Genomic DNA, 17,189 nt, shown 5'->3' on the forward strand with positions numbered 1-17,189 from the left:
ACGAGGGCGCTACAAGTTAGCCAGGTCGTCGGGAACGTCGACTTTGTGTTCCTGCAGCGTCTCGAGCGGCACCACCTCCAGGGTGCGCTCGTGCGTCGACGCCAACACCACGGGCGCGGCGCAGCCATCGTGGTGAGCCCGAAGCCAGTTCAGGGCGGTGACGCACCAGCGATCGCCCGGCAGGAGGCCGGGGAACCGGTACTCGGGCACCGGCGTCAACAGGTCATTGCCGATGGAGCGCTGGTGCTCCAGAAATTCGGCAGTCATCACGGCACAGATAGTGTGTCGGCCCAGGTCTTCGGGCCCGGACGAGCAGCAACCGTCGCGATAGTAACCGGTCAGTGGGTCGGAACCGCACGGTTCCAGCGGCCCGCCCAAGACGTTGCAATCAGGCACGTGTTTAGTATTGCCCTCCCCGGCGCGAGTTTGAAGGCCGTTCTCGATCCGCGTCCGCAACGTTTGGCGCCGACGCCGCCGGCCGCGGATCTCGGTTCCCTTATACAGTGGGCCGGATCCCCCGACGGCAGGAGTTGACTCGACCGATGGCGACGCCGAACCCACCCGAAAACGAGCCGCCCCGGGGGTGGCAGCCACCCGGCTACGGACCGCATCAGCATCCCCAATTTCCCCCGCCGCCCGGATATCCACCGCCCTACCCCGGCTATCCGTCGTACCCCGGTTATCCGGGGAACGTGGTCGATCCCCAAGCGCCGTTTGGCCGCGATCCGGTTACGGGCGTGCCGCTGTCCGACAAGTCCAGCACGACGGCGGGGCTGCTCCAGCTGTTCCTGGGCGTGTTCGGAATCGGCCGCTTCTATATCGATTCGACCCAGATCGCAATCGCCCAGTTGTGTTTGGGCCTCTTCGGTTTCGTCTTTACCCTGTTCTGCTGGTTGGGGCTTCCCATACTGCTGGGTTCGGTCATCTGGGCGATCGTCGACGCGATCATGATGTTCACCGGCGGCGTCACCGACAACTACGGCCGCAAGTTGCGCTAGCGCGCTGGTTCGCCGGCGCGCCGAACACCGCTTGATGACAAGGAAATAACGATTCTCAGCAAAAGTTACCGCGACGCGCTAAGTAAATACCGGGTCCGGGGGTCCCGGGAACTTATCGTCAATTCGTGTACCGCCGTACGGTGTTGAAGCTTCCGCTGATGCTGGCGGCGGGCAGCGTACTGGCGCACTCGCCCCGCGCCTCCGCGGAGCCGATACCGCGGTCTTCGGGCGAGATAACCCGGTGGTCGGCCGACCGGGCCAACCGTTGGTATGAGGCGCAGGGCTGGCTCGTCGGCGCGAACTTCATCACCTCGAACGCCATCAACCAGCTCGAGATGTTTCAGCCCGCCACCTACGATGCTCGTCGCATCGACACCGAGCTGGGCTGGGCCAGGTCGGCTGGCCTCAACAGCGTGCGGGTCTTCCTCCACGATCAGCTCTGGGCCCAGGATGCCCGGGGCTTCGTCATGCGTCTCGCGCAGTTCGTCAACATCGCGGCGCGCCACCGCATCAAGCCGCTGTTCGTGTTGTTCGACTCGTGCTGGGACCCGTTACCCAGGCTGGGCCCGCAACGCGCGCCGAGGCCCGGCGTGCACAACTCGGGCTGGGTACAAAGCCCGGGCGCCGAGCGTATTGGCGATCCCGCCTACACCCGCGTGCTACGCGACTACGTCACCGGGGTGCTGACTCAATTTCGTAATGATGACCGCGTTTTGGGCTGGGACCTGTGGAACGAGCCCGACAACCCCGCGAAGGTGTACAGCAAGGTCGAGAGGAAAGACAAGCTCGACCGCGTCGCGGAGCTGCTTCCCCAGGTGTTCCTGTGGGCACGCTCCGTCGAGCCGAGTCAACCGCTGACGAGCGGCGTGTGGCGCGGCGACTGGGGCGAGCCGGCGGGCCGCAGCCCGATCAGCGCGATGCAGCTGGACAACGCCGACGTGATCACGTTCCACTCCTACGCCGAACCCGGGGGCTTCGAGTCCCGGATCGCCGAGCTCGCCCCGCTGGGGCGGCCGATCATCTGCACCGAGTACATGGCGCGGCCGCAGGGCAGCACCGTCGAGTCGATCCTGCCCGTGGCCAAGCGCCACAACGTCGGCGCCTTCAACTGGGGCCTGGTCGCCGGAAAGACCCAGACCTACTTCCCGTGGGACTCATGGGATCACCCGTACACGGCGCCGCCGAAGGTCTGGTTCCACGACCTCGTGCTGCCCGACGGACGGCCGTATCGGGACAGCGAAATTCAGGCGTTCCGGGGACTGACCGGCGCGCAAGGCTAGCGCTGCCCAACGGGTTTCGAACCGTACAGGCCCATGGCCCGCGCCGCCGCGGTAGCCACCTCGCCGCGCAGATTTGTGATCGGCGGGCTGCCCCGCAGCAGTACCGAGTTCGAGAGCAGCACCACGTAGGTATCCGAGCCCGGGTCGATCCAGAGCGTGGTTCCGGTGAATCCAGTGTTGCCGAAGCTCCCGACGGGAAAGATCCTGCCGCGCGGCCTGGAATACGCCGTGTCGATGTCCCAGCCGAAGCCGAACAGGTTCTGCCCCTTGATCGCCGGGTAGCTCGGGCCGGCCGCTCTGCGGGCGGCGTCGTTGGCCGCCTCCAGTTGCCGGGCCGTGTGCCCGGGCTGTTCGGGGGTGGTCATCAAGGCCGCGGTCGCCTGCTGCAGCGGAAAGTCGCTGGGGCGGTTGGCAAGTCGATCGAGCAGGGCCTGCGCGTAGACGCCGACATCGTGTGCCGTCGAGAACACACCGGCGTTCCCGGCCACGCCCCCCATGCGGCGCGCGGTCGGGTCATGCACGGTGCCGCGAAGCAGGTGACCGTAGTCGGGGTTCTTGCCCGGATCGGCCCGGTTTTCCTCGTCGAGCGCCGTTGGTGCGACGCGCGGCAAAAGGCTTGTGCTCCATGTACCTTCGGGACAAGTGGCCGGCCCGTCGGACGCGGGAGCCCATGCGATCGCGGCTCCCCTGATCGCGTGCGGACCGCAGACCCTGTCCGGCGGAAGGTAGCGGGTGTCTTCGAGGCCGAGTGGCGCGAACACGTTCTGCTGCACGTAAACGTCTTCCGGCTCGCCGGTGAGCTTTTCGAGGAGCGCGCCGAGCAGGATGTAGTTGATGTCGGAGTACCGGAAGGCCTCACCGGGGCCCGACTGCAGCGGCGTGGTGAGCGCGCGATGGACGCCCTCCGCTTTGTCGGCCCCGCCCAACCCCCACGGGTCGGCGAGGCTCACGTCTATCCCCTCGCCCGACGTGTTCGTGAGCAACATGCGAACCGTCACCTTGGCGCGCTGGGGATCGTTCGCCGTGTTGAAGTCGGGCAGGTACAACTGAACGGGATCGTCGAACGCGACCTTGCCCTGCTCGTAAAGCTGCATGACGGCGACGGCCGTGGCGAGGCATTTCGTCAACGACGCCATGTCGAAGATCGTGTCCTCGGTCATCGGCTCTGCCGGTGCGGGCGATCCGTCCAGCCCCTGCTCGCCGGCGATCTTGCGGGAGCCGTAGGCCTGGTGGAAGACGACCTCGCCGCCGTGCCCGATGACGACGACGGCGCCGGGCAGCTGGTTCGCCGCGATCGCGTCGTCGATCAGCTTGGAGACGGCTGCGAAGTCTTGGGTGGGAGGCAGATCCGGCCTCGGCGGCGGCCGGGTTGATTGCGTTGGCGGCGTTACCCGGGTTACCTGCGCGCCGTCGCTTACCGACGTGTACGCCATACGGTCGCGCGAGGAAGGCACCGCGAGCATCAGCACGAGGATTGCAAGGGCAACGGCCGTCCGCACCGCTGGCTTACCGGGCACATCGCCAGGGTAGGTCGACCGCTTAACCTGATTGCAGCGGTCCGGTCACCATGGAGCGAGCGATGAGGACTCATCCCAATTGACGTCCTGTAGGCGTCGGATGGCCGTGCTGGCGGCCGGTGTGTTGCTGGCTGTGGGAGCCGCCGCGCCCCCACCGGCGCGCGCCGGTAGCACGGTCCAGCCGGTCACCGCCGCGGATTTGGGTGCGAGCTGGCGGCCCGGCTGCCCGGTGGAACCGGCGCGCCTTCGGCGAGTCGGCGTCGACCACATCGGTTTCGACGGCCACACCCACCGCGGCGAACTGGTGGTGCACGAAGACCTGGTGCCGGAGGTCGTCGCGATCTTCGAGCAGCTTTACCGACTGGGCTTCCCCATCGACAAGATCCGCACGGCCGACCGGTACCCGGCCGCCGACGACGAGCTGTCCATGGAGGACGACAACACGTCGGCGTTCAACTGCCGGGGCATCCCGGGCAGCAGCCGATGGTCGCAACACGCCTACGGCCGCGCCATCGACGTCAATCCGCTCCTCAACCCGTGCCGCTGCGCCGGCGGCGCAGTGCAACCGCAGAACGCGGCGCCCTACCTCGACCGTGCTCGCAACGAGCCTGGCCTCTTGCGCGACGGCGACCCGGCCGTCCGCGTCTTCACCGACCGGGGCTGGCGGTGGGGTGGCTACTGGACGGCGCCCGTCGACTACCAGCACTTCGAGCGACCCTGATCCTGTCGGCGGCTCTTTCAGGTAGCACGTGACATTCGGGGATTCGCCCCCGCTGGTGGTGCCGCTGGTCTAGCCGGTGGTCGAGCCCGTAATAGTGCCGGTAGTGGTGCCGGTCGTCGGGCTGGTATTCATTGCCGATTGACTGCACCGTGACCTTAGTCCCGTCACCCGCATGGGTTCGCGGGGCCCCGCACGGTTTCTGCTAAGGGCCGCCGCCCTTGGTGGTGGTGCCACTGCCCGTGGTGCCTGCGCCGGTGGTCGAGCCGGTGGTCTTGCTGCCGTTGGTCGAGCCGGTCGTGGTCCCGGTAGTAGTGCCGGTCGTGGTCCCGGTGGTCGTGCCAGTCGTCGAGCCGGTAGTGGTACCGGTGGTCGTGCCGGTGGTCTTGCTGCCGTTGGTCGAGCCGGTCGTGGTCCCGGTCGTGGTCCCGGTGGTCGTGCCAGTCGTCGAGCCGGTCGTGGTCCCGGTGGTCGTGCTAGTCGTCGAGCCGGTAGTGGTACCGGTGGTCGTGCCGGTCGTCGTGCCGGTGGTCGACCCTGTCGTCGAGCCGGTCGTCGTGCCGCCGGTGGTGTTACCGGGCGCGGGGGCTGGTGGTGCAGCGGGGCAATTCCCAGTCAATTCGCAGTTCTTCTTCTGGTCCGGGCTCAGCGGGGGTGGCGGTGCCTGCTGCGGCGGGGGGGCGCCTGGTGCGGCGGGTGCGGGGACGGCTGGTGCGGCGGGTGCGGGGACGGCTGGTGCGACGGGTGCGGGGGCGGGTGGCGCAACGGGCACGAGGACGGGCACGGGCACGAGTGGCGCGGGTGGCGCTGCGGGCACCGGGGCGGGCACAGGTGGTGCTGCGGGCACGGGGGCGGGCGGTGCGGCGGGCACAGGTGCGGCCGGCACGGGGGCCGGGGTCGCGGCAGGCACCGGCGCAGCAGGTACGGCAGGCACAGTCGCAGCGGGTACGGCGGGCAAGGGCTCGGGTGTCGCCGCGGGCACCGTGACGTTCGGCGCCGTCATCGGCGCCACGGTTGGCGCCGTGGACGGCGGGGGCGGCCCGGTTACCTGACTGGAATTCGTCAATGTATACGCCAGTCCACCGCCGGCGAGAGCCACCGCAACCACTGAAATCGCGAACACATAGATGGGCAGACGAGACCCCACGTCGGGCGGTCGTGTGTTTCTTCTGGCATTCACGGTCCCGTCCCCTCACCATCTGGCGATCAGCACCAGCCCGATGAGTTGACGGAACACCGCATTGTCAAGAGGCGAGGCGGTTATCAATTGGATTCAGGCCATTTTCATATTTCCTAGCTCACACCATTCGATTCTGGCGGTTCAGTCGCAACCTGCACTCCGCCGTCTCGACGGCCGGGGTGACCGGATTGCGCCTCGATTTCGACACTCGACTACCGGAGTGCGAGTACGAATCGGCCCGGCACGCGGATCAGCCCCGAGGCGATTGCGGAGATGCTGCCGCCGTCGATCAATCCGTTTGGCCCCCAAGGGAACTTGAGCCATTGGTCGGTGCAACGTGCAGCGGGCTGCGGCAACAACGCGGCAACCGGCCTAGGAATACACGGTCCCGGTTCGCGCAAATGCGAGTCCCAAACCATTTACTATTTGTGTGCTCCCACATGACGGCCCGGGCGTCGATTGTCAAGCGATCCGCCTACACAGGTAGGTGCAATGCCGAAGATTCGCCCACCGCAGCCAATGCGGATGCCGACACCGGATCGCATGCGTCGCCGGCTGACGACGAAGGACTGGGACGAACAGAAGGCTCCTCGCTTGGCCGCTACGTGGCTGGCAGTCCAACACAGAGCCAGGGCGCTCAACCCGCCACGCATCCGTGAGAGCGCGACCAGCGCGATGATTGTGGTCATCCTCGCTATCGGCGTGGTCTGGAACTTGCCGGACGCTGCGATCACGCGAGCCGTGGTGCCGCTTCTCAGGCCGATCGCACTTCCGCTCGGGCTTGATCAGAACTGGTCGATGTACGCGCCCAATCCGCCACAGCGGCAGGAGAACATCGAAGTACACGTCGCGATGGCGGATGGTTCTGACAAGGTGTGGACACTTCCCCGGCTCAATCCGGTATTCGGTGTTGCGTTCTCACATCGCTGGCGCAAATTCAAGGAGACCCTGCTGACCGAGCAGCAGACCCGCCCGGATTTCGTCCATTGGGTCGTCCGTGAAATGACCCGTCCCGGCGACCATCCTGTCCGCGTCGACATGCGTCTCCGAACGGAGGACATTCCGCCGCCGGGCGTGAGCGGACCCAGGCGGACGGCCGTCGAGACGCTCTACAGCGAAGAGCTGACAGGCAACCGATGACCGGAATCGCGCGTTCGGTTCGACTGCGGCTGTCGGCGGCCGGCCGGGTTTGGCAATCGTTTTGGTTTGAGCCGCAACAGATGTACACCCTGGGCCTGGTGCGAATGGCGTTCGGTGCGCTCGCGATCCTTTGGGGTCTGTGGCTCTTACCGATGCGCAACGCGTTTCTGGATCCCGACGGGGCGACCCCCACGCAGCCATCGGTCGCGCACACTTGGGGGACTTTCGAAATCTGGAACAGCAAGGAGGCCATCCTGATCGGGGTGATCGTGCTGGTGTTGTCGGCCATCGCACTGCTGGTCGGCTGGCACAGCAGGCTTGCGGCCGTCGTCGTCTTCATCCTGATCTTGTCGTTCGAGCGGCGGGCTTCCTCGGCCTTCAACGCGGGCGACGTCCTGGTCAGGATTGAGGCGCTATTTCTCGCGGTATCACCTAGCGGGGCAGCGTTATCGCTCGACCAGAGGCGCAGGACGGGATCGTTCTGGTCGGCGCAGACGAAAACGAACTGGCCGATTCGGCTGATTCAGGTTCAACTGTCGCTCATTTACCTCGCGGCTGCGCGATCAAAGTTGTCGGGCGAGACATGGTTGAACGGCACTGCTGTCTCCTATGCGTTGCGGGTCGAAGACATGCAACGTGTGCCGGTACCGCAGTGGTTCGGGACGAACGCGCTGGCGATGAATGTGATCACCTGGGGAGCGATAGCGATTGAGTTGGCAGTCGCCATCCTGGTGTGGTTCCCGCGTTTTCGGCCGTGGGTTCTGTCTGCCGGCGTGCTGATGCACGTGATGATCGACCTGCAGATCCAGATCGGCATTTTTAGCTATGCAACGTTTGTCATGTATCTCGCGTGGGTCCCGCCCGAGACGGTAAAGCACCTGCCGGACAGGCTAAAACAGGTGCTAGGGCGCCGTGACCGCGGCTCGAATGTGGACTCGCCTTCGGTCCGATAGCGCGTGCGGCTACCTACGCGGACCTCGTCGACACCGATCTCAGTTCTGTTGCCGTCACTCTCCACAAGTCCCATTCATTCGAGAGAGTGGGCAAAGCCTAGGCACAGAATGGCCAGTCGCCGCAACTGACCTACGACGGCTGACACCCCCGTCGACCCGGGGTCAACAGGAGGTGCCCTAGGAGAACCGATGCTTGCTTACCTTGGCGTCGCACCACCGACGCCCGGATCAGCCGGGCCAAGCCGTATCCACCCAGTTGTGCTCCGCCTAATGCCCCCAAAGAAATGGTTTTACATCAGATCCCCGCGGCCATCCTCGCGAGCGCGACATGTGAGCGAGGCCCCAGGACGCGATACCTTCTAGTTGTTTGTCGGTGGTGGTTGGGGTTGGAAGGGGTCGTACCACCACCAGTCGGCGCGTTCGCCGAGGGGCCCGGGGCATGGTGGCACCGCGGGTGGGGGTTGGGTTGGTGGGCGCGCCAGCGAGCCCGGGCTCAGCGGTCGCCCGTCGCTGTCGGTGACACGCAGCGCGTCGGCGGGCCCGGTGATGGTGATGATGCCGCGATGGTGCAGCCGGTGATGATACGGGCAGACCAGCACCAGGTTGGCCAGCTCGGTGGGCCCGCCGTCTTCCCAATGTTGGAGGTGATGAGCGTGCAGGCCGCGGGTGGCCCCGCAGCCGGGTACCGCGCAGGTGGGGTGGCGGTGCTCGAGCGCGCGGCGCAGCCGGCGGTTGATCAGCCGGGTGGTGCGCCCGGCGCCGATGGGCTGACCGTCGCGTTCGAACCACACCTCGGCCGTGGCATCACAGGTCAGGTATTGGCGTTCGGCGTCGGTGAGCAGCGGGCCCAGATGCAGTGCGGCGAGGCGCTGGGCGATGTCCAGATGCATCACCACGGTGGTGTGCTGGCCGTGCGGGCGCCGCGCCGCCTCGGCGTCCCACCCGGTTTCGACCAGCCGCAGAAACGCCTCGATGGTGCCCGGCAGCGGCGGCGGGTTATCCGATGCCGGCCCGGTGTTGTCGCGGTCGTGTTTCCACTCGGCGATCAGCGCATCCAAATGCGATTGCAGCGCCGCGTCGAACTTGGCCGCGTCGTCGTGGCCGAGTTTGATCCGATAACACGCGGAATTCTCATCGGCGGTCTTGGTGATCGAGCGCGCCGGTGGTGTCCAGCACTCGGGATCAGGGGGCTCGGGTTCGGGTCGCGGTTCGAGTTTGACCGCGGTGCGCAACTGGCCCACCGTGGCCACGGCGGCCAACTGCGCGTAATGCTCATCGGATCCATCGCCGGCCCGCCCGGCGACCACCCCGACCTGATCCAGCGACAGCCGGCCCTCCCGCATCCCCGCCACGCAGCGCGGAAACTGCTCAACCCGGGCCGCGACGGTGGCGATCGTGTGGGCGTTGGTCGACGACAAACCCAACTTCCAGGCCACCAACGCCGGTAGCGAACGCGCGCCGGTGGCACCCCACAACTGGTCACCATCAATCTCGGCGACGATGTCCACGATGCGCCCATCAATCGCGTTGCGCTGACCGGCCAACTCCGCCAACTCCTCAAACAGCACCCCCAGCCGATCGGCAGGACGCAACTCCGAGGCAAGCGCTGCGGTCGACGACATGACCACATCGTCACAGAGGGGTACGACAAGTCCCGGCCACGATCTCGGGGTGCGCGCCGTCCGATGTCTCGCGACATCACAGTGGCGGTGGCGGAGGGATTTGAACCCTCGGACGGTGTTAGCCGTCACACGCTTTCGAGGCGTGCTCCTTAGGCCGCTCGGACACGCCACCGCCAGGCAGCTTACCGAACCGTCCCCACCTCACCCCAATCGCTGGCGGGCGAAGAAGGCCTCCAGGGGCGCGGCGCACTCCCGCGCGAGCACGCCGCCGCGCACGGCCGGGCGATGGTTGAGTCGACGGTCGCGGACCACGTCCCACAGCGACCCGACCGCCCCGGTTTTGGGTTCCCAGGCGCCGAAGACCAGGCGCTCGATGCGGGCCAGCACCAGCGCGCCCGCGCACATCGTGCACGGTTCGACGGTCACGGCCAGCGTGGTGCCCTGCAGCCGCCACCCGTCGCCCAGCGCCGCGGCCGCCGCCCGCATCGCCAGGATCTCGGCGTGCGCCGTCGGATCGCCAAGGGCCTCACGGGCATTGACCGCCCGGGCGAGTTCGGTTCCGTCGGAGCCGACGACCACCGCACCGATCGGGACGTCACGGGGACCGGCCGTCGCGGCGACCTCCAGCGCGGTGCGGATCAGGTCTTCGTCGGAAACACTCACCGACCGAGCCGGTCGAGCACCGCCGACAGCTCGTCGGCGAAGCCCATCTCCCGCGCGATGCGGCCCAGCTGCTCGTCGGCGTACAGGTCGGACTCGTCAAGGATGACCCCCAATACCGCCTCGGGCAGCCCGATGTCGGAGAGCAACCCCAGGTCGCCCTCCTCGAACGGCTCGGCGTCCTCGAGGTCCTCGGGGTCGATGTCGGCGTCCAGGTTGTCCAGCACTTCGGCCGCTATGTCGTAGTCCAGCGCGGCGGTCGCGTCCGACAAGAGCAGCCGGGTCCCCGACGGCGCCGGGCGCACGATGACGAAGAACTCGTCGTCGACGTCGAGGAGCCCAAACACCGCTCCGGCGCTGCGCAGTTCGCGCAGCTCCGTCTCGGCCGCCGACAGGCTCGTCAGCGACTTGGTGGCCATCGCATAGCAACGCCACTGGCCCTCTTCGCGCACGACCGCGACGCCGAAGCCGTCCGGTATGTCCGCGGACGGGCCCTGTGCGGAGGCCCGTTGTGCTCCCATGGCCGCCTACGCTAGTCGCTGACCAGGCCCCTTGACCAGACAGCCGGACCCGGGCGCGCGAACCTGAACCCCCACGGCGCGGCGGACTGTGCCAACCTTGGACTGTGGCCCGGTCTGCGAGAAATACACCGCTGTGCGTGCTCGGTCTGGGACTGATCGGCGGCTCGATCATGCGGGCGACGGCAAAAGCCGGCCGCGAGGTGTTCGGCTACAACCGCTCGGTCGAGGGCGCGCAGGGAGCCAGCGCCGACGGCTTCGACGCCAGCACCGATCTCACCCAAACGCTGACCCGCGCCGCGGACACCGGCGCGTTGATCGTGCTGGCCGTGCCGATGCCGGCGCTGCCCGGAATGCTCGCCCACGTCAGCGAGTTGGCGCCCGACTGCCCGCTGACCGACGTCACCAGCGTCAAGCGCGCGGTGCACGACGAGGTCGCCGCGGCCGGTCTGCTGTCGCGCTTCGTCGGCGGTCACCCGATGACGGGCACCGCCGAATCGGGTTGGATGGCCGGCCACGCCGGGTTGTTCACGGCGGCCCCGTGGGTCGTCAGCGTCGACGACCATGTGGACCCCGCGGTGTGGTCGATGGTGATGACGCTGGCGCTGGACTGCGGCGCGGTGGTGGTGCCGGCCAGGTCCGACGAGCACGACGCCGCGGCGGCCGCCATCTCGCACCTGCCGCACCTGCTCGCCGAGGCGCTGGCCATCACCGCGGCCGAGGTCCCGCTGTCCTTCGCGTTGGCCGCCGGGTCTTTCCGCGACGGCACCCGGGTGGCCGCCACCGCGCCCGACCTGGTGCGCGCGATGTGCGAAGGCAACTCCGGGCAACTGCTGCCGGTCCTGGACCGGGCGATCGAGTTGCTGAGCCGCACCCGCGACTCCCTCGACTGGGACAACTCGGCGGCCGAGCTCGTCGAGGCCGGGCATGCGGCCCGAACCCGTTTCGACAGCTTCCCGCGTTCCGACATCTTCACCGTCGTCATCGGCGCGGAGAACTGGCGCGAGGAGCTGGCCGCCGCGGGCCGGGCGGGCGGCGTGATCAGATCCGCTCTGCCAAGCCTGGATAGTCGACGATGAAGCCGTCGGCGTCGACGCTCACGGTGGTGTCGGCGACCGGTGAGCGCAGCTTGATTTCGTCGAGGCTGCCCCCGCTGGTGTAGTTGACGACGGCCGCGGTGACGGTCATCTCGGGCACGTTCACGTAGACCATCGGCAACGCGATCGACTCGGCGTGGTCGTGCAGCCCGAGGCGCCGGATCGGCAGCGCGTTGAAGAACGGGCTGAACACCACGTCGACGTCGAGGGCGCCGTTGTAGCCCGCGCGCGACTCACCCTGATGGTCGGTCACCAGCCACATGTTCTCTTCGTCGCGGGCGATGGCCAGCTGGCGTTCGCGCTCGGCCAGCGTGACGGTCAGCCCGAACCGCTTGGTGGCGCCGGTGTCGTCGGTCTGCACTTCGTAGAATGCGCCGAACGCCGGATTGGTCGCGGTAGCCGCGGCCACGATGCGGCCGTTCGCCTTGATTCGCTTGCCGGACACCTGGATTCGCACGGATTCCATGCGGGAGACGTCCTGCGCACGCCAGGTCAACATCGCCGGCCAGACTCGCGGAGTCGGATCACTGGGGCCTGCGTTCACCCTCCTACCGTAAAGCGTCTCCGCCGACCGCGGCAGGTTTGTCCACAAGTGCGGTCGACGTCACGTGCCCGCGCCCGCCGACGGCCTTGCGCAGCCGCCCGCTGCCGGGCACCGAGACCCACACCGCCAACGCCAGCAGGCCGTCGAGGATCAGCGCCAGCGCCGCCACCGCCAGCGCGCCGACCAGAGCGAGCTGGAATTCGCGCTGTTTGATCCCGTCGATCAGGTATCGGCCCAGCCCGCCGAGGCTGGCGTAGGCGGCCACGGTCGCGGTCGCGACCACTTGCAGCGTCGCGCTGCGCAGCCCGCCCAGGATCAACGGCATCGCGTTGGGCACCTCGACGCGCAGCAGCACCTGGGCCTCCGTCATGCCCATCGCGCGGGCGGCGTCGACCACCGTCGGGTCGACGCTGGCGATGCCCGCGTAGGTGCCCGCCAGCAGGGACGGGATGCCCAGCAGCATCAGGGCCACCAGCGGTGGGCCGAGGCCCAGCCCGAACATCAGCACTCCCAGCAGCAGCACCCCGAGCGTCGGCAGCGCGCGCAGCCCGTTGACCGCGCCCACCACCAGCAGCGTGCCGCGGCCGGTGTGCCCGATGATCGCCCCGACCGGAACGGCGATCAGCGCCGAGGCGCCCACCGCGATGGCCGAGTACTCCAGGTGCTCCAGGATGCGCGCCGCCAGCCCGACCGGGCCGGTCCAGTTAGCGGCGGTCAACAGGTAGGAGATCGCCTGCTGCAGGAAGCTCATCGGGCACCTCCCGCCATCGGTGCCGCGACCGCGCGGCGCCGGCGGGCCGGACGCGCGGCGCGCTCCCAGGGCGTGACGAGGCGGCCGGCCAGCACGATCGCCAAGTCGATGACGATGGCCAGCACGAGCAGGACGACGATGCCGGCAAGGATCTGATCGCTCTTGTTGGTCTGGTAGCCCATGGTGAACCAGGTGCCCAGTCCGCCGATGCCGATCACCGAGCCCACCGAGACCATCGCGATGTTGGTCACCACCACCACCCGCAAACCGGCGATCAGCACCGGAATGGACAGCGGCAGTTCGACTTTCACGATCCGCTTGATCGCCGGATAGCCGACCGCGGTCGCGGCGTCGCGCACCTGCGCCGGCACGGCGTCCAGCGCATCGAGCACCGCGCGCACCAGAAGCGCGGCGGTGTAGGCGGTCAGCGCGACGATGACGTTGGCCTCGTCGAGGATTCGGGTTCCGATGATCACCGGCAAGACCACGAACAACGCCAGCGACGGGATGGTGAACACCACGCTGGCTGTCGCCGTGGTCAGCCGTCGGGCAATCGGGGCGCGCTGCACGAGCACACCCAGGGGCACCGATACCGCGAGGCCGATCAGCACGGGCAGCAGCGAAAGCCGCAGATGCACCACTGCGAGCGCCCAGGCGTCGTGCAGATGGGTGAGCAGGTAGTGCATGGTCAGAGCCGCCGCCGGGCTTCCACCGCGGCCAGGACGTCGGTGGCCAGTATGCCGCCGACAACCCTGCCGTCCTGGTCGACGGCGACGCCGACGGCCGAGGGCGAGGACAACGCCGCGTCGAGCGCCTGGCTGAGATTGCCGTCGGGACGGAACTGCGCGCCCAGGGCGCTGATGCTGTCGGACAACGGCGCCCCGCCGCGGTGCCGTCGCCAGCCGTCGGCGTCGATCCAGCCCAGCGGCACGCCGTCGTCGACGACCAGTTTCCAGCCCGCCGTGATCTGCGCGCCGCCGCCGTTGGCCAGGGCGCTCACCGGGATCTGCTCGATGTCGTGCAGCGGCAGCCCGGACGCGTCGATGAGCTGCAGCCAGCGATAGCCGCGGCCGAGGCCGATGAACCGCGCCACGAAGTCGTTCGCCGGTCGCGACAGCAGCCGGGCCGGTTCGTCGTACTGCTGCAGGACGCCGCCGTGTCCGAACACCGCGACGCGGTCGGCGAGCCGCAGCGCCTCGTCGATGTCGTGGGTCACGAACACGGTCGTCTTGCGCAATTCGCTTTGCAGGCGCAGCATTTCGTTTTGCAGCTCGTGCCGGACGACCGGGTCGACGGCCGAGAACGGCTCGTCCATCAGCAGGATGGGCGGGTCGGCGGCCAGGGCGCGGGCCACCCCGACGCGTTGCTGTTCGCCGCCGGACAGTTGCGCCGGATAACGGGTGGCGAGCCGGGCGTCCAGCCCGACGCGTTCGAGCACCCGATAGGCGGCCCTGCGGGCCGCCCGCCGGCTCTGGCCCTTGAGCACCGGCACGGTCGCGACGTTGTCGATCACCCGTTGGTGCGGCATCAGGCCCGCGTTCTGGATGACATAACCCATCCCGAGGCGCAGCTTCACCGGGTCGACCGTGGACACGTCGACCCCGTCCACCGTGATGGTGCCGGAGGTCGGCTCGACCATGCGGTTGATCATCCGCAGCGCCGTCGTCTTGCCGCTGCCGGACGAGCCGACGAACACGGTCAGCCTGCCGTCGGGCACGTCGAGGCTCAGCCGGTCCACCGCGGTGCCACCGCCGGGAAACACCTTGCTGACGTCGTCGAAGCGGATCACGCCTGCCCCAGCGGATGGTCGAAGCCGTTGTCCCGCACCCAGTTTCGGGCCACCTGGCCGGGATCGACGCCCGAGTTGCCCGCCACCGCGGCATTGAGCGCGGCCACCCCGGGCGAGGTCAGCTTCGCCGACACCGCGTCGAGCACATCCTTGAGGCGATCGGACTTCTTCTGCGAATTCACCAGCGGCACAATGTTACCGGCCAGGAAGTTGTGCTCGGGGTCCTCCAGCACCACCAGGTGTTCCTGAGGGATGGCCGGCGACGTGCTGAAGATGTTGGCGGCGTTGACCCTGCCCTCGACCAGCGCGCGCACCGTCACGGCGCCGCCGCCGTCCTCGATGGCGACGAAGTTGCCCGGGCTGATGGTCAGGCCGTACTTCTGCCTCAGGCCGGGCAACCCGGCGGGGCGGGCCTGGAAGTCCGAGGGCGCCCCGAACTTCACGTCCGGCGAATGCGCCGCCAGGTCGGCGATCGTCTTGAGGTGCCAGTCCGCGGCGGTTCCGCCGGTGACGGTGACGGTGTCCGTGTCGGATGCCGGCGAGGGCGTCAGAATCGACAGATCGCCGGGCAGTCGCTTGTAGAGCTCCAATTCGACGGCATCGAGCATCGTCACCGTGGATTTGGGCTCGAAGTACTGCAGGAGATTGCCGATGTATTCCGGTACCAAATCGATGGAATGGTCCTTGAGCGCCGGGATGTACGTCTCACGGCTGCCGATCCCCATCCGGCGCCCGACGTCAAACCCGTTGGCCTGCAACGCCTGCGCGTAGATCTCGGCCACGATCTGGGACTCGGGGAAATCGCCGGAGCCCACGACGATGGACTTCATGCTGCGGGTCTCTTCGCCCAGCGGATCCGAATTGCTGCATGCCGCAATCAGGCAAACCGTCGCCAGCAACGCCGCCGGCAACTTCCTCATACCGGTGACACTAACCGCAGAAACGACGGGGCGCCGCAAGCTTTCCAGCGTGGTGTGGTTTCATTCCGGGCCCGATGGGGCAAAGATGGCGATATGAGCAGCCAAAGCCCCGCCCCGCCCGGCGAGCCGCCCAAACCCGCGCAACAACCGCCGAAGGGTGGGTCGAAGCCGGCGGAACCGGCCATCGGGTTCACCCGCGCCGGCGCCCTGTGGACGTCGCTGATCGCCGGGTTCCTGATCCTGATCCTGTTGCTGATCTTCATCGCACAGAACACGGCGTCGACGCAGTTTCAGTTCCTGGGCTGGCACTGGAGTCTGCCGCTGGGAGTGGCCATTCTGCTGGCGGCCGTGGTGGGCGGCCTGATCACCGTCGCCGTCGGGACCGCGCGGATCCTGCAGCTGCGCCGCGCGGCCAAGAAGCACCACGCGGCGGCGTCGCGGTCGGAACGCGGCTAGCCGGACTGCTTGGCGAGCTCGGCCAGCCCGCGGGAGATCAACGGCGCCACCACCTCGGGCGTGTGCTCGGAGTCCGCGCCGCGGGCCTGGTCGGACATGCGCCTGCGGAAGTCGATGCCCGCGGCGATGATGGCGAGCTTGAAGTAGGCCAGAGCCATGTAGAACTCCCAGTGCGCGAGCGCGGTCCCGGCGGCCAGACAGTACCGGTCGGCGAGCTCGTCGGCCGTGGGCAGCAGCGGCGACGTCCACGCGGCCTGCGCGTTGACGATCAAGTCCAGCGCGGGGTCGCGGTACACGCACATCAGGGCCGCGTCGGACAGCGGGTCCCCCAGCGTCGAGAGCTCCCAGTCCACGACGGCGCGGACGCGCGTCGGGTCGTCGGAGTCCAGGATCGTGTTGTCGATGCGGTAGTCGCCGTGCACGATCGAGGTGCGGCTCTGCCGCGGAATGGCTTCGCGCAGACCGGAATGCAGCCGTTCCACGTCGGCGTCGCGGTGGTCGTCGGGCAGCCGGACCAGCTCCCACTGCGAGCCCCAGCGCCGCACCTGGCGTTCCAGGTAGCCGCTGGGCTTGCCGAAATCGCTTAGCCCCACCGCGTTCGGGTCGACGTTGTGCAGGTCGACGAGGACCCGGATCAACGCGTCGACGCAGCCGTCGATGACGGTGTGGCTGAAGGCTTCCAGCTGGGAGCGGCGGCGGACCACTTGCCCGGCAACGAATTCGACGATCTGAAACGGCGCGCCCAGCACCGAGTCGTCCTCGCACAGCGCGATCGCGCGGGCCACCGGCACGGGCGTGTCCTGCAGCGCCGCAACCACCTTGTACTCGCGGGCCATGTCGTGGGCCGACGGCGTCAACCCGTGTAGTGGTGGGCGTCGCACCAGCCAGTTCGTCTTGTCGTCGTAGACCCGGAACGTCAGATTGGAGCGGCCGCCGGAGATGAACTCCGCGCGCAATTCGCCGTCGCGGTCGATGCCGAGCGAGCGCAGGTACCGGTCCAGCGCGGGCAGGTCGAGCCCGTCGAGTCGGTCAGCCGAAGTCACCGA

The 17,189-nt window shown here is 68.1% G+C and carries 19 protein-coding genes and 1 tRNA gene; 8 read left to right on the forward strand and 12 right to left on the reverse strand.

Annotated elements, in window-relative coordinates; translation table 11 throughout:
* Positions 1–9: 9 nt before the first annotated feature.
* Positions 10–396: a DUF2237 domain-containing protein gene (locus tag OQ968_RS16510; protein WP_324679682.1), complete on the reverse strand. Its 387-nt coding sequence runs from the start codon at positions 394–396 to the stop codon at positions 10–12.
* A gap of 146 nt (positions 397–542) precedes the next feature.
* On the opposite strand from OQ968_RS16510, the gene OQ968_RS16515 reads away from it, so the two are divergent.
* Entirely contained in the window at positions 543–998 is a 456-nt protein-coding gene (locus OQ968_RS16515; RefSeq protein WP_324679684.1) for a TM2 domain-containing protein, read from the forward strand.
* A gap of 125 nt (positions 999–1,123) precedes the next feature.
* The gene (locus OQ968_RS16520; protein WP_324679687.1) at positions 1,124–2,278 is read left to right on the forward strand and encodes a 1,4-beta-xylanase; all 1,155 of its coding nucleotides are present in this window, start codon (positions 1,124–1,126) and stop codon (positions 2,276–2,278) included.
* Here the strand turns inward: OQ968_RS16520 and OQ968_RS16525 are convergent.
* Positions 2,275–3,741, reverse strand: coding sequence for a serine hydrolase domain-containing protein (locus tag OQ968_RS16525; protein ID WP_324679794.1), 1,467 nt, complete (start codon positions 3,739–3,741; stop codon positions 2,275–2,277). The two genes, OQ968_RS16520 and OQ968_RS16525, sit on opposite strands and share 4 nt — an antisense overlap.
* A gap of 154 nt (positions 3,742–3,895) precedes the next feature.
* Between OQ968_RS16525 and OQ968_RS16530 the strand changes: the two genes are divergently transcribed.
* The 4 genes from OQ968_RS16530 (at position 3,896) to OQ968_RS16545 (ending at position 7,786) form a co-directional block, all read left to right on the forward strand.
* Positions 3,896–4,516, forward strand: coding sequence for a M15 family metallopeptidase (locus OQ968_RS16530; protein ID WP_324679688.1), 621 nt, complete (start codon positions 3,896–3,898; stop codon positions 4,514–4,516).
* A 242-nt stretch (positions 4,517–4,758) separates the two neighbouring features.
* Positions 4,759–5,565, forward strand: coding sequence for a hypothetical protein (locus tag OQ968_RS16535; protein WP_324679690.1), 807 nt, complete (start codon positions 4,759–4,761; stop codon positions 5,563–5,565).
* Between the two features lie 620 nt (positions 5,566–6,185).
* Positions 6,186–6,833 (forward strand): hypothetical protein, encoded by a 648-nt coding sequence (locus OQ968_RS16540; protein WP_324679692.1) that lies wholly within the window; start codon positions 6,186–6,188, stop codon positions 6,831–6,833.
* Positions 6,830–7,786 (forward strand): HTTM domain-containing protein, encoded by a 957-nt coding sequence (locus tag OQ968_RS16545; protein WP_324679694.1) that lies wholly within the window; start codon positions 6,830–6,832, stop codon positions 7,784–7,786. The genes OQ968_RS16540 and OQ968_RS16545 overlap by 4 nt, the downstream gene beginning before the upstream one ends.
* 359 nt (positions 7,787–8,145) lie before the next feature.
* Here the strand turns inward: OQ968_RS16545 and OQ968_RS16550 are convergent, their stop codons facing one another.
* From OQ968_RS16550 to OQ968_RS16565, 4 genes are all read right to left on the reverse strand, one after another.
* Complete coding sequence (locus OQ968_RS16550) at positions 8,146–9,408, reverse strand: HNH endonuclease signature motif containing protein (RefSeq protein WP_324679696.1); 1,263 nt, start codon at positions 9,406–9,408, stop codon at positions 8,146–8,148.
* 82 nt (positions 9,409–9,490) lie between these two features.
* Positions 9,491–9,580: transfer RNA gene (locus tag OQ968_RS16555), tRNA-Ser, on the reverse strand.
* A 29-nt stretch (positions 9,581–9,609) separates the two neighbouring features.
* The gene (locus OQ968_RS16560; protein WP_324679698.1) at positions 9,610–10,071 is read right to left on the reverse strand and encodes a nucleoside deaminase; all 462 of its coding nucleotides are present in this window, start codon (positions 10,069–10,071) and stop codon (positions 9,610–9,612) included.
* Positions 10,068–10,589 (reverse strand): tRNA adenosine deaminase-associated protein, encoded by a 522-nt coding sequence (locus OQ968_RS16565; protein WP_324679700.1) that lies wholly within the window; start codon positions 10,587–10,589, stop codon positions 10,068–10,070. Before OQ968_RS16565 ends, OQ968_RS16560 begins: the two co-directional genes overlap by 4 nt.
* A gap of 131 nt (positions 10,590–10,720) precedes the next feature.
* Between OQ968_RS16565 and OQ968_RS16570 the strand changes: the two genes are divergently transcribed.
* Entirely contained in the window at positions 10,721–11,665 is a 945-nt protein-coding gene (locus OQ968_RS16570) for a prephenate dehydrogenase (RefSeq protein ID WP_324679795.1), read from the forward strand.
* Here OQ968_RS16570 and OQ968_RS16575 read toward each other — a convergent pair.
* Genes OQ968_RS16575 through OQ968_RS16595 form a run of 5 tightly spaced genes read right to left on the reverse strand, consistent with a single transcriptional unit; the run spans position 11,628 to position 15,687 of the window.
* Entirely contained in the window at positions 11,628–12,227 is a 600-nt protein-coding gene (locus OQ968_RS16575) for a putative glycolipid-binding domain-containing protein (protein WP_324679702.1), read from the reverse strand. The genes OQ968_RS16570 and OQ968_RS16575 overlap by 38 nt on opposite strands.
* A 4-nt stretch (positions 12,228–12,231) precedes the next feature.
* Positions 12,232–12,978, reverse strand: coding sequence for an ABC transporter permease (locus tag OQ968_RS16580; protein ID WP_324679704.1), 747 nt, complete (start codon positions 12,976–12,978; stop codon positions 12,232–12,234).
* Positions 12,975–13,664 carry an ABC transporter permease gene (locus OQ968_RS16585; protein ID WP_324679706.1) on the reverse strand — a complete coding sequence of 230 codons (690 nt, stop codon included), beginning with the start codon at positions 13,662–13,664 and terminating at the stop codon, positions 12,975–12,977. Before OQ968_RS16585 ends, OQ968_RS16580 begins: the two co-directional genes overlap by 4 nt.
* A gap of 2 nt (positions 13,665–13,666) precedes the next feature.
* The gene (locus OQ968_RS16590) at positions 13,667–14,767 is read right to left on the reverse strand and encodes an ABC transporter ATP-binding protein (protein ID WP_324679708.1); all 1,101 of its coding nucleotides are present in this window, start codon (positions 14,765–14,767) and stop codon (positions 13,667–13,669) included.
* Complete coding sequence (locus tag OQ968_RS16595; protein WP_324679711.1) at positions 14,764–15,687, reverse strand: ABC transporter substrate-binding protein; 924 nt, start codon at positions 15,685–15,687, stop codon at positions 14,764–14,766. The genes OQ968_RS16590 and OQ968_RS16595 overlap by 4 nt, the downstream gene beginning before the upstream one ends.
* A 93-nt stretch (positions 15,688–15,780) precedes the next feature.
* Here OQ968_RS16595 and OQ968_RS16600 point away from each other — a divergent pair, with 93 nt between their 5' ends.
* Positions 15,781–16,143: a LapA family protein gene (locus OQ968_RS16600; RefSeq protein ID WP_324679713.1), complete on the forward strand. Its 363-nt coding sequence runs from the start codon at positions 15,781–15,783 to the stop codon at positions 16,141–16,143.
* Here OQ968_RS16600 and OQ968_RS16605 read toward each other — a convergent pair.
* A complete protein-coding gene (locus OQ968_RS16605) occupies positions 16,140–17,186 on the reverse strand; it encodes a phosphotransferase family protein (protein ID WP_324679715.1) in 1,047 nt (348 codons plus the stop codon). The two genes, OQ968_RS16600 and OQ968_RS16605, sit on opposite strands and share 4 nt — an antisense overlap.
* Between the last annotated feature and the right edge of the window lie 3 nt (positions 17,187–17,189).

The sequence above is a fragment of the Mycobacterium sp. 663a-19 genome, assembly GCF_035616495.1.
Classification (GTDB): domain Bacteria; phylum Actinomycetota; class Actinomycetes; order Mycobacteriales; family Mycobacteriaceae; genus Mycobacterium.